This window comes from Streptomyces sp. NPDC059861 (genome assembly GCF_042731435.1).
GTDB lineage: Bacteria > Actinomycetota > Actinomycetes > Streptomycetales > Streptomycetaceae > Streptomyces.
Genome location: NZ_JBHWJQ010000046.1, coordinates 47,521 through 62,365, shown reverse-complemented (window position 1 = coordinate 62,365; position 14,845 = coordinate 47,521). Strand labels below are relative to the sequence as shown.

Here is a 14,845-nt window from a genome sequence, read left to right as displayed (position 1 = left end):
CGCCCGGCCGGTACCGGACGCGGTGCGGCGCGCGGCGCGACCCGAGCCGGCCGCCCACCCGGCCGCGGCGTCCGCGCCCATCACCCCGGGCGCGCTGGGCGCCCTGCCCACCGCACCGTCCGCCGCGCGGCCCCGGGCCGCGGACACGGCGGCGGCCCGGGACGCCGTACGGCAGGCCGCCGCGCGCCGGTCGGGGCGGACGCCCGAGCAGGTGGTGCAGGTGCAGATCGGGCGGCTGGAAGTGACGGCGGCACCGGGGCCGTCCGACGGCAACCGGCAGCGCCCGTCCGCGAACCGGCGGCCGGGGACGACGCTGAGCCTCGCCGAGTACCTGGCCCGGGGGCGCGAATGAGCGGCACAGCAAGCATCAGGACGACAGGGACCGAGGAACTCACGCCATGAGCAACGCACTCGCCATCGCCCATGTGACCCAGGCCCTCGCCCTGCTGATCGAGACCAACATCGGGCCCGAGACCGACATGGCGGTGAAGGTCGAGGCGCGCAGGCCGCCCGCCGAACCCGCGCTCGACCAGCCCACCATCTCGGTCTTCCTGTACCAGGTCACGCCCAACGTCTCGCAGCGCAACAACGACCTGCCGACCCGCGCGGGCGACGGCACGGCGGTCAGGCGCCCCGCCGCCGCGCTCGACCTGTACTACCTGATCAGCGCGTACGGCGACGAGAACGAACTCGTCGGGCAGCGGCTGATCGGCTCCGTGGTGCGCACGCTGCACGAGATCCCGATCCTGCCGAAGGACATCATCGAACTCGCCGGGGAGAAGCCCTACTTGGCGGCCAGTGACCTCGCCGAGGCGGCGCAGCGGGTGCGGTTCACGCCGACCGTGATGGACATCGACGAGACGTCCAAGCTGTGGGGGATGCTCCACCAGACGCCGTACGCGCTGTCCCTGGTCTACCAGGCGTCGCTGGTCCTCATCGACGGGCGGGAGATTCCCGCGCCGCGCAGGCCCGTGGACCGGGCGGACGTGCGGGTGCTGCCGTTCGGGGCGCCGGGAGCACCGCGGCCGGGGGGTGGCCCGCGGGACGGGTCCGGGTCCGGGACGCCGGGGGAGGGGACGCGTGCCGGGGACGGGGCGCGGGAGATGACGCCTGTTCCGGCCGAGGCCACCGCCACGGCGCCGCCCGCCAAGAAGACCGCGAAGGCGCCGGCCAGGTCCGCGACGCGCTCGAAGGCGCCGGCGAAGACCGCCGCCAAGGCACCGGCCAGGACACGCAGGTCGACATCCAGGGGCGGGGCGGGCGCTGCCTCCGCCGGCGACCCGAAGGGCACCGAGACGGCCGAGAAGAGCGGGACGGGCGAGAAGAGCGCGAAGGCCGAGAAGGCCGAGCACACGGACAAGACGGAGCACTGAGGCGGCATGGGAACTACGGGGGCAGGTGAGGACATGGGGACGCACGACACGGCGGCCATCGGCGGTGACTTTGCCGCGCTCGCCGCGGAGATCCGCCGCGTCCTGGCCCGCGTGGACGCCCACGCGGTGCACGCCACCGAGCCGGGTACGGACGCCGAACCGGGCGGGGGCTCCGGTGTGGACGCCGGTTCCGGTGCCGACCGGGCGGAGGCGGCCCGGTCCCGGGTCACCGCCTCCCTCGACCCCGTACGGCCGTCCGCCGTCCCCCTCGATGCCCTCGTCGCCTGCTTCGGGCTCACTCCCTTCGAGCGCGACCTCGTCCTGCTCACCGCCGCCCAGGAACTGGAGCCCACGACGGCCGCCCGGTGTGCCGCCGCCAGCGGTGACCCGGAGCGCGCGCACCCCACGTTCAGCCTCGCCCTGGCCGCCCTGGCCGAGCCGCACTGGAGCGCGCTCACGCCGGTGGCACCGCTGCGGCGCTGGCGGATCGCCGAACTGGACGACGAGACCCGGCTCACCACGTCCCGGCTCCGGCTGGACGAGCGCATCCTGCACTTCCTGCTGGGCTCGCCCTACCTGGACGCCCGGCTGCACGGCCAGGTGCGGCGCGCCCCGGCCCCGGACCGGCTGCCGCCGTCGTACGACCTGGCCGCGAACCGGGTCGCCGCGGGCTGGACGACGGCCCCGGGCCCGGACGTACCACCGCTCGTCGAGGTGACCGGCGGGGACCTGCGCAGCCGGGCCGACATCGCGGCCGCCGCGGCGAGCCGGTGCGGGCTCGGGCTGTACACGACGAGCGCCGAGGACCTGCCCACCGACCCCGCCGGACGGGACCGGCTGGCCCGGCTGTGGCAGCGCGAGGCGATCCTGCTGCCGGCCGCGCTCCTCGTCGAGGTGGGCGAACTGGACCGCGACCAGCGGGCGGCGACCGAGGCGTTCCTGGCCGGGGCGGCCGTACCCGTAGTGGTGTCCAGCGAGGATCCGCTGCGCTCCGACCGTCCGCACGGGGCGCGCGTGACGGTGCCCCGGCTCGACGACGACGAGCAACTCGCCCTGTGGTCGGAGGCGTTCGGGGACGTCGACCTGGAGGAACGCGAACTGCGCTCCCTGGTCGCCCAGTTCCAGCTGCCGCCGCACGTCGTCAGGTCCGCCGCCGCCACGGTACGGCGCGACCTGCCCGGCGAGGAGGACCTGGACGTCGCGGGACTCGCCTGGCGGGCGGGCATGCAGGAGGCCCGGGTCGGCATGGACGAGCTGGGCCGGCGCATCGAACCGCAGGCCGGCTGGGACGACCTGGTGCTGCACGAACGGCAGGTCGCCGTGTTGCGCGAGATCGTCGCGCATGTACGGCAGCGGCCGACCGTCCACCAGGAGTGGGGCTTCGCGGGCACCCTGCGCCGGGGGCTCGGTGTGACCGCCTTGTTCGCGGGCGGCTCGGGCACCGGCAAGACGCTCGCCGCCGAGGTCATGGCCAGGGAGCTGGGCCTCGACCTGTTCGTCATCGACCTGTCCCAGGTGGTCAGCAAGTACATCGGCGAGACCGAGAAGAACCTGCGCCGGGTCTTCGACGCCGCCGAGCGCGGTGGCGCGCTGCTCCTCTTCGACGAGGCGGACGCGCTGTTCGGCAAGCGCAGCGAGGTCAAGGACAGCCACGACCGGTACGCCAACCTCGAAGTGAGCTATCTGCTGATGCGGATGGAGGCCTACCGGGGCCTCGCCGTCCTCACCACCAACATGAAGAAGGCGCTCGACACCGCCTTCCTGCGCCGGATCCGCTTCGTCGTCGACTTCCCCTTCCCCGCGGAGCACGAGCGCGCGGAGATCTGGCGCCGCGTGCTGCCGCCGCAGGCCCCGGTCAAGGACATCGACTGCGACCTGCTCGCCCAGCTCACGGTCGCGGGCGGCTCGATCCGCAACATCGCCCTGTCCGGGGCGTTCCTGGCCGCCGAGGAGGACGACCGCCTACAGATGCGGCACATGCTCGCGGCGGCGCGCACCGAGTACCTGAAGCTGGAGCGGTCCCTGACGCCGACGGAGGTCCGCGGATGGGTGTGACCAAGGGACCGCCGGGGACCGGGATGGCGGAGGCCGGGACGTCGGCGCCGCGGCCCTCGGCGAACCGGCTCTCGGCGAGCGAGCCCGCGGTGATCCGCGTGGAGATCGGTGAACTCGCCCTGCGCGGTTTCCGCGTCGACGCGGAGCGGGTCTCCGCGGAGTTCGCACACGAGCTGACCCGGCTGGTACGGGAACGCGGGGTGCCGCTGGCCACGGACGGACCGGTCACGCTCGACGCCCTGTCCGGGCTGCCACCCCTGCCCGCCGGCCTCACCGCCCGTCGCCTCGGGCAGGAACTGGCGCGCGCGGTGCACGACGGGCTGAGCGGCCGCGGGGAGGTGACCCGGTGAGCAACTCACAGACGCAGGACAACAGTTCCGAGCAGTCGGCCGAGCAGCGGCGGCGCAAGCGCAGGGAGCAGGCCGCCAAGTCCCGTACGCCCGAGCCCAAGACCATCGTCAGCGGCGCCGGCCAGCCTCTCGACCCCGGCGTACGGCGGGACATGGAGGAGCGGCTCGGCCACGACCTGGGCCGGGTCCGGCTGCACACCGGCCGCGACGCCGGGAAACTGACGGAACTGCTCGGCGCGGACGCGGTGGCGGTCGGCCAGGACGTCTTCTTCCGCGAGGGCGCCTTCAAGCCCGGCACGGACGAGGGCCGCCGCCTGCTCGCCCACGAGTTGCTGCACACCGTGCAGAACCCGCACGGTCTCGGCGCCCTGCGCGCCGGACGCGAACCCGGCGCCGTCAGCCTGCCGCAGCAGGCGATCGAGCGGGAGGCGGAGTCGGCGGCACAGGACGTCGTGCGCGACCGGGAGGCCCCCGAGATCGAGGAGGGCCAGGCCACCCCGGGCTGGCTGCGCTACGCCACCGTCGACGCCGACCGCAGTCGCACCGAGGCCGTCGACCCGGCGACCCTCCTTGACCGGCTCACGAACTCGGTCGTGCGCTCGCTGCGCAGCGACCCGGAGGACCTGTCCAAGCGCACCCGCAAGCAACTCGCCCGGCTGCCGGGAGAGTTGCTCGACGGCGTCCTGATACGCCTGGAGAGCAGGCTGCTCGGTTCCGAGCAGGACCGGGTGTTCGACCTCGTCGACGAGATCGAGGCGTACGACGACTTCGCCGACGACGGCCTGGAACGGGACGCCCACGAGGCTCCCGCGCTCGCACCGGACCTGGCCGAGGAGGTGCGGGCCGAGCGGGAGCGCGCCGACCGGGCCGCGCGCGAACGGCGGACGGAGGAGCGGACGCCGGAGATGACGGCAGGGCCGGAGAAGGAAGGGGTTGCGCCGGAGGGGGCGCAGGGGGCGTCCACGGCCGGACCCGATGCCGCGTCCGGCGGGACGCGGCCGTCGGGTGCGGAAGGCGGCCAGGAGAAGGGCGGTCTGGCCGGGCAGGCGCGGTCCGGCCAGCAGGAGGAGCAGGCCGACAGGGCGGAGCAGGAAGCAGCCAGGCCGGAGCAGGAAGCCGGCGGCAAGGAGAAGGAGGCCGGCGGCAAGGAGAAGGAGGCCGGCGGCAAGGAGAAGGAGGCCGGCGGCAAGGAGAAGGAGGCCGGCGGTCAGGAGGCGACCGAGCGGCAGGAGACGCCGGCCGCGAGCAAGGAGGAGTCGGCGGCGCGCAACCGCCCGGGCGCGGCCGAGGCAGCTGTCGCCGGCGGGCAGGTCAGGCCGCAGGACAGGCGCGGTCAGCGGAGGCCGGCCGGTTCGCCGGCCGCGTCCGGCAAGGACACCCAGCTGCCCGGCGCGTTCAGCACCCTGGACGGCCGGCGCGACCAGGACCTCGAAGGCCAGGAGGAGGAGACCGACGAGGACCCCTTCGGCACCGGCAGCGAGTCCGAGGTCGAGGTCGGGGGAGAGGAGCCGAGCGCCTGGGACGTGAAGCTCCAGCCCGAGGACTTCCTGCCGAAGGACGACCTGGACGTCTCCGGCGTACCGACCGCCGACGAGCTGGACCCGTCGTCGTCCGCGTCCCCCTCCGTCCCTTTCTTCCCCGCGCCACAGCCCACCAGGGCCGACCAGGTGCAGGCGGAGCGGGAGGCGGAGGACGCGGAGGACGCGGCGACGGAGGCGGAAGCGGAGGAGGAGACCGTCACGGCGGAGGACGCCGGGTCCTCGGCCCCGGAAACCGAAGGCGGACCGCAGGGCGCGGGCGCGCCGGGTGCCCCGGCCGTCGAGCGGGCCGCCGCGCCCCCGACCGCCCCCACCACCGGCGCCCGGGACCCGAAGCACGGCGACGACCCCAAGGCGGGTCCGGTCGCGGCCCAGACCACCGTGCAGGAGGCGCCGAACAAGGCGGCGTCGAAGTCCGAGGGCGGCAGCGCGGTCAAGGAGTCCGCCGCCAAGGAGGAGAAGGGCACCGCGGCGGCGGGCGACCACGCACCGGCGGCTCCGGAGAAGGAGTCCCCGCAGGCGGCGGGCGGTCGGTCGGCGCAGTCCGAGGCGGGGGCGGGTCCCGCGGACGCGGGGACGGGTGCGGGTGCGGCGGCGCAGGCCCCGGCGGCCCAGGAGTCCCGTACGGACTCGGCGCCTCGTACGGAACCGGGACCTGAGCCGCGTGAAGAATCGAACCCGGAACCACGTACCGAGACCGAGCCCCGCACCGAACCCCGAACCACCGCCGAAGCCGCGTCCGGCACCCGTGCGGAATCCCCCGCACCCGCACCGAAGTCCGCACCGGTGCCCGCTGCCGCTCCCGCGTCTGCCGCCCCCGAGGCGGCACCGGAGAGCGCGCCGGCCGCCGAGAAGCCCTCACCGGCCCGAACGGGCGGTGGCGGTGGGGGAGGAGGCGGAGGCGGAGGCCGGGGTGCCGCCCCCGCCGGGCGGGGCAAGGGCAAGAAGGGCTCCGCCCCCGCACCGGACCTCTCCGGCGTCTCCCCCGAAGCGGGCCTCGCCACGGCGGCGAAGCTCAAGCCGCACAAGGCGCTTCAGGCGATGGGCGGTGTGGGCGGCGCGGTGGACCGCACGGTCGGTGACGAGCACCGGACGCTGGCGGCCGCGCCCCCCTCGATGGAACGCCCGGCGGGCGCCCCGCAGACCCTTCAGGGCAGGCCGAGGGCGGACGCCCCGGCGCAGTACTCGCAGGACCCGGCCCAGCAGGCCCAGGAACCGGACCGCGGACACGCGGAGGTCACCGGCGAGAAGGCGCCCGAGGGCCAGATCGAGGCGGAGAAGGCCGAGGAGCCGGGCGGCTGGGACACGTTCAAGATGGCGCTGGGCTTCGGCATCGGCAAGGTGGCGAGCTGGCTCGGCTTCGAGGTGGACGCGCAGGAACTGGCGGCCAAGTTCGCCGGGTTGCCGACGAAGGACGAGGCCCTCAGGCAGGCCCAGGCGGGCAACGCGCCCGGCGTGCAGATGCAGGGTGCGGCCGATCAGAAGGCCGGGGAGCAGAGCGGGCACGTCGACGCCAAGGGGCAGCAGACCGTGTCGACGGCGCGTGACGACTCGGGCCGTGCGATGGGCGAGGACCAGGTCTATCCGAACGCGCCCAAGGAGCAGCTCACCGCCCAGGTGCCGGGCGGCAAGGGCGGCGGTGGTGAGGGCGTCGGGGCGACGGGCGCCGGCGGTGCCGTACCGGCGGAGGCGGCGTCCGAGGTGGCGGAGCACGAACGGGGGCCGCAGTTCCAGGCGGCGTTCTCGGACGGGCAGAAGGGCGTCTCGGAGGGCCGGCAGGCCAAGGACCGCGACTTCCGGGGCGCCCAGGACAAGCACCAGCAGCAGGTGGACGCCGAGATCGCGGCGAACACGCGGACGCAGGCGGGCGAGCGCGAGAAGGCGATGGGCGAGGTCACCGCCCAGCGCGAGGACTGGCGTACGCAGCAGGACGAGGAACTGCGGGGCCTCGGCGACAGGAAGACGCAGCGGCACGACCAGGTCCGCAAGGACGTCGAGGACCAGGAGAAGAAGACCGACGACAACGTCGAGAAGGAGAAGGAGGGCAGCGACAAGAAGATCAAGGACGAGGGCGACAAGGCGGAACGGGAGGCGGAGCAGAAGAAGGACGCCTCCGTCCAGGAGTCCGGCAACTGGATCACGAAGGCCTTCGACTGGATCAAGCAGAAGGTCATCGAGATCAAGAACGCGATCGTCCGGGTGATCCGGGCGGCGCGGGACGCGGTCGTCGGCTTCATCCGCACCTTCAAGGAGACGGTCGAGCGCTGGATCGACGAGGCCCGCAAGGGGATCGTCGAGGCGATCAAGAAGTTCATCACGGACCTGATCGAGTTCGCGAAGGCGATGGTCCGCGCGGTCGTCGAACTGGCCCGTCGTGTCCGCAAGTTCATCACCGACCTGATCGCGGCGGCGATCGCGCTGGTCAACCGCCTGGCCCAGGCCCTGAAGCAGGTGATCACCGACCTGCTCGACGCCATCGGCAAGCTGCTCAGCAGCATTCTGGACTTCCTGAAGAAGACTCTCCTGGCCGCGGTCCAGGCGGTCGTGGCCGCGGTGAAGGCGATCATGGACTTCGCCTCCGGCCTGCTGAGCGCGCTCGGCGACTTCATGCTGATCGCGGTCGACTTCCTCTCCGATCCCGGCGGCTGGCTCGGCGGCGCGAAGAACTCCGCGGTGGACGGCGCGAAGAACCACCTCTTCCGCGAGGTCAGGTCGGCGGTCAAGGAGTGGTTCCAGTCCAAGATCGAGGAGATCCTGGGCGTCCCGCGGGCCGTCCTGGACAAGCTGATCAAGGGCGGTATCACCCTCGAACAGATCGTCAAGGAGACCTGGGACGCGATAGTCCCGCAACTTCCCCTGATCATCGGCGAGATCGTCATCACCAAGGTCATCGCCAAACTGATCCCCGGCGCCGGCTGGGTGATGGCTGTCATCGACGCCATCCGCACGGCCATCGGCGCCCTCGGCGAGATCCTCCGCGCGTTCGGCGCGGTCCTCGACTGGCTCAAGGCCGTCCGCTCCGGCGGCGCGGGCATCCTCTTCGCGAAGGCCATCGCCGCCGGCATCGTCGCCCTCCTCGAACTGGCCTACGAGGCCCTCCTGTCCGGCATAGGCAAGTACGTCGCCAAGGTGGGCCGCCGCCTCAAGGGGGTGGCGGAGCGCCTGGGCAGGGGCAGGAACACCGGCAAGAAGCCCGGCGCGGCGGGTACGGACGACCACGGCGCCCCGAAGAACGAGCAGCCGACACCGGAAGCACCGACGCCCACCCGCCCGGGCCCCGGCACCGCGAAGGCCCCGGCGGCTCCCCACCGCCCCCGCCCCACGGGCCCGGCCACCGGCCGCCCCACGGGCCGGGCCACCGGCCCGGGCGGCCCGGGCCGCCCGACGGACCGAGGCCGCCCCCAGCCGGGCAAGCCGGACCCACGCAACAGCGCCGCCTCCACCCCGGCACGCCCCCGACCGGATTCCCCCGAACGCCCCAGGCCGGAGCGGGAATCCCCGAACAGGCCCAGGGACATCCGGCCTGATCCGGCCCGCTCGGGGACCGACAGGCCGTCTCCCGCCCGCACCGGTGACAACCACAACTCCCCCCGCCCTACCGGTGACGGGCCGCAGAACCGACCCGGCACGGACCGGGACTCCACGCGCCCGAAGGAGGGCCAGGACCCCACGCGCCCGGGGCCGGAGGATCGCCCTGACGGCAGCCGCCGCCCCGACCGGGACCCGAACCGCCCGAAGGACCAGGACCCGACCCGGCCCAAGGAAGGCAAGGAGAAGCACCCCGAGCACACAAATCGCCGCAATCCCGGAGCCGGGGACCGGGGCCCGAAGAGGCGCCCGCGCGACGACAGCAGGAAGAAGGACAGGCACTCCAGGAAGGAGCAGCAGGAAAGGCAGGAGAAGAAGGCCCGGAGGAAGAAGGAGGAGGACTCCAAGGAGTCCAAGGAACTCCGGCTCCAGCAGATCATCGCGCGCATCCGGCCCAAGCTCTACGGGCTGCTGTCCGTGGGCGTTCCCCAGCGGGTTCTGAACCCTGTACTGACCGGCATGCGTACGTGGTACCGGCTCACGGCGCTCCTTCTCGACGGCGCCGACCGGGGCCGGCTCATGGCCGAGCTCAACCCGCGCGGAATGGTGCTCCCGTTCCACAGTCACGACTCGCTCATCGAAGGATCGGGCGTCACCCAGGCCCGTGAGGACGCGCGCAAGCTGGAGGCGACCGAGGCCCGAAAGCTGCGGGAGCGCATGAGCGTGGCCGACCGGACCACCGGCCGGCACGACCGGACGCCCGACGGGACCGACGGGACAGCCGTCCCGGAGCCGCCCAAGGCCCTGTCTCCCGAGTTGAGGAGCATTCTCGCGGCACCCTTGCCGGGCCGTGGGAAGCGGCGAGGCCGCCGCGCGGGGCCGGTCAGCAAGGGCGAGAGCCTGACGTTCCGCAAAGCCAAGCAGCGTGAGGTGGCGGGCGACAAGCTCACCCCCGACCACATACCTTCGGGCGCCGCACTGATCCTCGCCGCGCAGCGAAAGTCCATCGCCCGGGAAGAGAAGGCACAGAACCGGAAGCTCAGCGATCAGGAGATCATCGATCTGCTGAAGACGGAGAAATTCATCACGGTGACTTCGCAGGGTGCGATAAAACGTGGAGAGAAGGCGGAAAAGCTCTATCGTGAAGCCCTGACGCTGATGGTGACCGGTAAGGAGCACGAATACCGGAAGGCCGATCCGGAAGGCGGTTCGCGCACGCATGGATCACGCAACACCGAGCAGCAAATCCTTCTCGATTCCAGGGATTTGGCCAGGGCGACCGAGGATGATTTCAGATTTTATCTGGTGAGCTGGGAAAAGAAGAACTTGCTGGTGAAGAGTCAGGTCTACAGTATGATCCTGCATTACAAGCGGCTGACCGACCGAGAAGAAATCGAGTACTCCGACAGGATCGACGATCTGTTGCTGCACTACTGGGAGAAGGCAAGAAATGACACCGACTGAGCAGATCGAGGCGATCGCCTTCGATCCGGACCTCTCGGTCACCGAGAAAGCGGAACGCATCAATGGGCTGCTCGCCCGAGCCGGATCCCAGGGTGTGCCCCTTGCGGTCGAATGCCTCAAGGACGTCAGCGATGTCGGACTGGCCGAATACCTGACCTCATTCCTGGAGTTGGTGCCGGACTCCGGTGCCGACAAGGCGCGTGCCGCAGAAGGGTTGCGGGGCAGCGGTGCACCCGCCCAGGCAGCCGCCCGGCTCGTGCCCTGGTTTCCGGAGTCCCTCGTCGATGCCTTCGTGCGGGACTATCTGGGGGCCGCCGACCCGCAGTCGCCTCTGACGTCAGTGATCTTCTCCCTCGCGGTCCACCACCCGGACCGGGTGCGTCCCTATGCCGACCGGATCGACCTCGACATCGCCCGGGCCGCCCTGCTCTCGGGGGCTCCCGACGAACTCGCCGACGCCCTCCTGGCCAGGTGGCGTGAGGAGCGCGATCTCGACGACCTGCAGGCCCTCGCGCTCATCCGGACACCGCGCGCCGCTGAACTGATCGCTTCTGTACGCGACGATGTGGACGACCCCGAGGACTGGGAGTGGCTCATGCCGCTCGCGGGACGTCTGCCCGACACCGGAGCCGGTGCGGGGTTCGGTCCGGCGCTGATGGGCTTCGTGGCGGACAAGGATGTGGCTCCACACGTCATGGGCGGCGACTACGCCGAGGACGTCCCCCTGTGCGCACGTTGCCGCAGGCCGGCGGAACGCCTTCTGTCCCTCTCGGTCGCGGCGCTGCCCCAGGACCTGAGTGGGGACCCGTCATTCTTCTGGTTCACCTGCGACTGCGACGAAGTCGATGTGCTGACCGTGCGGTTCACTCCGAACGGTACGCACGTGTACTTCTCGCCACAGGGCCCAGCAGCCGGTGCGGCTCGTCTCGTGCCGGGCGGCGAGCGGTCCATGGTGCTGGAGAAGCAGCCCAACCAGGTGGGTGTGAGCATCCCCGCCATCCCCGGACGCTCCCAGCACCAGGTCGGCGGTCTGCCTCGATGGCCGTCACCCGAGACGCACCCCATCTGCCCGGAGTGCGGAAACTTCATGCCCTTCCTCACGGCCGTGGACAGCGGCCCCACGCTCTTCGGTCCGATGGGCTTCGAAGGGCTGCTCTTCGGTTTCTGGTGCGACAGCTGCTCGGTGTCGACCACACGGATCCAGTACTGACGCACCGGACAGGAGGACACGTGACCCGTTACGCCGACATCCCCAAACCCATCCGCTCCGGCCTGGTGGTGGTCGACCCCGACACCGGCACCCCCCAGCGCATCATCGTGCTGCAGTTCAACCCGGACACCCTGGAGCGGAGCGTCGCGCCGCAGTCCGCCGGGGACAGTGGGGACGCCGGTGGTGGGGGGACCGGGAGCGGGGACCGGAACGAGGCGCTTCGGCTGAAGGGGCCCGCCCAGGAGACCTGGAAGTTCACCGCCGAGATCGACGCCACCGACCAGTTCGAGATCGCCGCGCCCGACGGCATCCATCCGCAGCTGGCGACGCTGGAGATGCTCGTGCAGCCGACCACCGCGCAGCTGCGCGCGGCGAGCCGGCTGGCGGAGAAGGGGACCATCGAGATCAGCCCGATCGAGATGCCGTTGACCCTGTTCACCTGGGGCAGCAAGCGAGTCATGCCCGTGCGCCTGACCGAGCTGTCCGTCAACGAGTCCGCCTTCGACGTGAACCTCAACCCGATCCGGGCCTCGCTCGGCATCGGCATGAAGATCCTCACGGTCAGCGACCTGCCCGCCGGGCACCGAGGCGCCGACCTGTACATGGCACACCTCGCGCAGAAGGAACGGCTCGCGGCCGCCGCGCGCGGCGGCGGTGCCGGCGCCCTCGGCCTCGGCGGCACCGGCGTACTGAGCGGAAGGGGCTGAACCCACATGGCCGGCATCGAGCCTTACGAGAACGCCTTCGACTCCATACCGGGCGCCCACCCCTACCCCCGGACCAGCCGCTACCACGACGCCGAGACAGGTGTCCACCGCAGGCCCGACGGCACCGAAGTGCGCTACACCAAGCGGCGGTTGCTGCCCCCGCTCGACGGCGACCAGGCAACGCGCGAGCACACCGTCGCCGCCGGCGACCGCCCCGACCTCCTCGCACAGCGCTACTTCGGCGACCCGGCCCAGTGGTGGCAGATCGCCGACGCCAACCCCGTACTCGACCCCCGGGAGCTGACCGACGAGGCCGGCCGGGTCGTCGACATCCCGCTCGACGGCGGCTTCCCCCGGGGCGACCGGCGTGTTTGACATGCCCGTGGGGCAGGGCCCCGTCCACGTCACGCTCCAGATGGGGCCGCGACTCGTCCGGCCCGTCCCGGCCGAGGTCACCCAGGCCCTGCTGTCGGCCCAGATCACCGCGACAGCGGGGGAGCGCAGCGGCTTCCAGCTGGCCTTCGACATGACCAAGAACGGCATCATCAGCCGGCGTCTGCTGCCCGAGGGCTTCTTCGACCCCAAGACCCGCCTCGTCGTCACCGTCACCGTCAAGGGCACCACCGAGGTCCTCTTCGACGGACTCGTCGTACGCCAGGAGGTCGGCGCCAGCAACCAGCCCGGGCACTCCACCCTCACCGTCACCGGCGAGGACCTCACACTCCTGATGGACCTGGAGGAGCGCACCGCCCGCTACCCCAACCTGCCGCCCTCCGAGCGGGTCCTGGCCATCCTGCGCCGGTACTCCGACTACGGCATCCGGCCCGACATCTACACCGAGAAGGTGGCCCAGCCGCCGCACCAGGACCTCCGTGTGCACTACCAGACCGGGACCGACCTGCAGTACGTCACCGAGTTGGCCCGCGCCAACGGATACACCTTCTACCTCGAACCCGGCCCCACCCCCGGCCGGTCCGCCGCCCGCTGGGGACCGGAGGTCCGCCTCGGCATCCGCCAGCACGCCCTCAGCGTGAACATGGACGCCAACTCCACCGTCGACCAGCTGACGTTCGCCTACGACGGCACCGCCCGTGAGGAACCCCAGGCCCGCTGGCAGGACCCGGACACCCGGTTGTCCACCCTGCTGCCGCAGCCGCCGATCAGCCCGCTGCGCCCGCCCCTGGGCAGGCGCCCCACGCCGGCCCTGAAGCGCCGCACCCTGTCCGGCACCGCCAAGCAGCAACGCGGGCAGGCCGAGGCGGAGTTGCTCGCCCGGGCCGCGATCTCGGCCGACGTCGTCTCCGGCTCCGGCTCGCTCGACGTCAACCGGCACGGCTACATCCTGCAACCCCGCCAGCTCGTCGGCGTACGCGGCGCGGGACGGGCCTACGACGGCGACTACTTCGTCAAGTCCGTGACGCACAACCTGCGGCCGGGCTCGTTCCAGCAGAACTTCACGCTCTCCCGCGAGGGCCTCGAAGCCCGCAGCGACCACGTCAGGCCCTAACACCCCTCAGGAGCACCCCAGCATGGCGGCACCCAGCAACCGCTACCTCGGCAAGTACCGCGGCCGGGTCGTGGACAACAACGACCCGCTGCGTATCGGCCGTATCACCGTCGAGGTCCCGGACGTCCTCGGCGACGAGCCGTCCACGTGGGCTATGCCCTGCCTGCCGTTCACCGGGCCCGAGTCGGGACAGTTCGTCGTACCGCCGCCCGGCACGGGTGTGTGGGTGGAGTTCGAGCAGGGAGATCCCAGCTTCCCGGTGTGGACGGGGTGCTGGTGGGGCGCGGCCGAGGAGCTGCCGCCCGATGCCCGGCGTGAGCTGCGGGCCGACGTCCCGAACAAGCCGGTCGTCGTCCAGACGCCGCTGGCGCACAAGCTCGTCATGAGTGACACGCCCAGTGCCGAGGAGGGGATCCTCCTCCAGGCCAAGGGCGGCGCGTACATCCGTATCACCGAGGAAGCCGTGGTCATCGCGACCGGCGCGGGCGCCCAGGTGGTGCTGCGCGGACGTGAAGTGACCATCAACGAGGGCCAGTTGACCGTGCTCTCGAAGCGTTAGCAGAAGACGGGGGAGATGCGAAGTGTCCGGGACATCCGGGGGGCTGCTCGGCGCGGCCGCCGTGATCAGCTGTCCGCACGGCGGCCGAGCCACCGCCGCGACCACATCCGACGGGACCGTGTTCATCGACGGAGTGCCGGTGGCGACCGCCGCGCACAGTTATGTCGTCACCGGCTGCCCGCACACCGTCGACCGGGTGCCCATGCCCTGTGTCGCGGTCCGCTGGACCGGCTCCGACACCGGCGTCACCGTCGACGGCACGCCGGTACTGCTCGACACCTCCACGGCCCAGTGCCTCACGGCGGCCTTCGTCCCTCAGGGACCACCCGTCGTCCAGTCCGCGCAGCGAAAGGTCACGGTCCGATGAGCCCGCCCGCGAGCCGCCTGGTGAGCCCCTGCACCTGCGGTCCGGTGAGCCCCTGCATCTGCGGTCCCGTGACCCGCCGCACCTGCGGTCCGGTGGGCCGCCGCATCTGCGGTTCCGTGGACGGTCGCATCCCCGGTCCCGTGACCCCGCGCACCCGCGGCCCCATGTGCCGCCCCACTCCCATGAG

The 14,845-nt window shown here is 72.2% G+C and carries 10 protein-coding genes and 1 pseudogene; all 11 read left to right on the top strand.

Features of this window, described 5'->3' with window-relative positions; genetic code table 11:
- Positions 1-352, top strand: a pseudogene (locus tag ACFV6X_RS31010) (hypothetical protein); the annotation flags it as partial.
- A 46-nt stretch (positions 353-398) separates the two neighbouring features.
- Complete coding sequence (locus ACFV6X_RS31005; RefSeq protein WP_385389199.1) at positions 399-1,373, top strand: DUF4255 domain-containing protein; 975 nt, start codon at positions 399-401, stop codon at positions 1,371-1,373.
- A gap of 33 nt (positions 1,374-1,406) precedes the next feature.
- Positions 1,407-3,428 carry an ATP-binding protein gene (locus ACFV6X_RS31000; RefSeq protein ID WP_385389197.1) on the top strand — a complete coding sequence of 674 codons (2,022 nt, stop codon included), beginning with the start codon at positions 1,407-1,409 and terminating at the stop codon, positions 3,426-3,428.
- The gene (locus ACFV6X_RS30995) at positions 3,419-3,778 is read left to right on the top strand and encodes a hypothetical protein (protein WP_385389194.1); all 360 of its coding nucleotides are present in this window, start codon (positions 3,419-3,421) and stop codon (positions 3,776-3,778) included. Before ACFV6X_RS31000 ends, ACFV6X_RS30995 begins: the two co-directional genes overlap by 10 nt.
- Positions 3,775-10,308, top strand: coding sequence for a DUF4157 domain-containing protein (locus ACFV6X_RS30990; protein WP_385389192.1), 6,534 nt, complete (start codon positions 3,775-3,777; stop codon positions 10,306-10,308). The genes ACFV6X_RS30995 and ACFV6X_RS30990 overlap by 4 nt, the downstream gene beginning before the upstream one ends.
- A complete protein-coding gene (locus tag ACFV6X_RS30985) occupies positions 10,295-11,518 on the top strand; it encodes a hypothetical protein (RefSeq protein WP_385389189.1) in 1,224 nt (407 codons plus the stop codon). Before ACFV6X_RS30990 ends, ACFV6X_RS30985 begins: the two co-directional genes overlap by 14 nt.
- 20 nt (positions 11,519-11,538) lie before the next feature.
- A complete protein-coding gene (locus tag ACFV6X_RS30980; RefSeq protein ID WP_385389186.1) occupies positions 11,539-12,225 on the top strand; it encodes a hypothetical protein in 687 nt (228 codons plus the stop codon).
- A 6-nt stretch (positions 12,226-12,231) separates the two neighbouring features.
- On the top strand, positions 12,232-12,600 hold the full coding sequence (locus ACFV6X_RS30975; RefSeq protein ID WP_385389183.1) for a hypothetical protein: 369 nt from the start codon (positions 12,232-12,234) through the stop codon (positions 12,598-12,600).
- On the top strand, positions 12,593-13,732 hold the full coding sequence (locus ACFV6X_RS30970; RefSeq protein WP_385389181.1) for a hypothetical protein: 1,140 nt from the start codon (positions 12,593-12,595) through the stop codon (positions 13,730-13,732). Before ACFV6X_RS30975 ends, ACFV6X_RS30970 begins: the two co-directional genes overlap by 8 nt.
- 22 nt (positions 13,733-13,754) lie before the next feature.
- The gene (locus tag ACFV6X_RS30965; protein WP_385389179.1) at positions 13,755-14,291 is read left to right on the top strand and encodes a phage baseplate assembly protein V; all 537 of its coding nucleotides are present in this window, start codon (positions 13,755-13,757) and stop codon (positions 14,289-14,291) included.
- A gap of 22 nt (positions 14,292-14,313) precedes the next feature.
- A complete protein-coding gene (locus tag ACFV6X_RS30960) occupies positions 14,314-14,658 on the top strand; it encodes a hypothetical protein (RefSeq protein WP_385389176.1) in 345 nt (114 codons plus the stop codon).
- Positions 14,659-14,845: the final 187 nt, after the last annotated feature.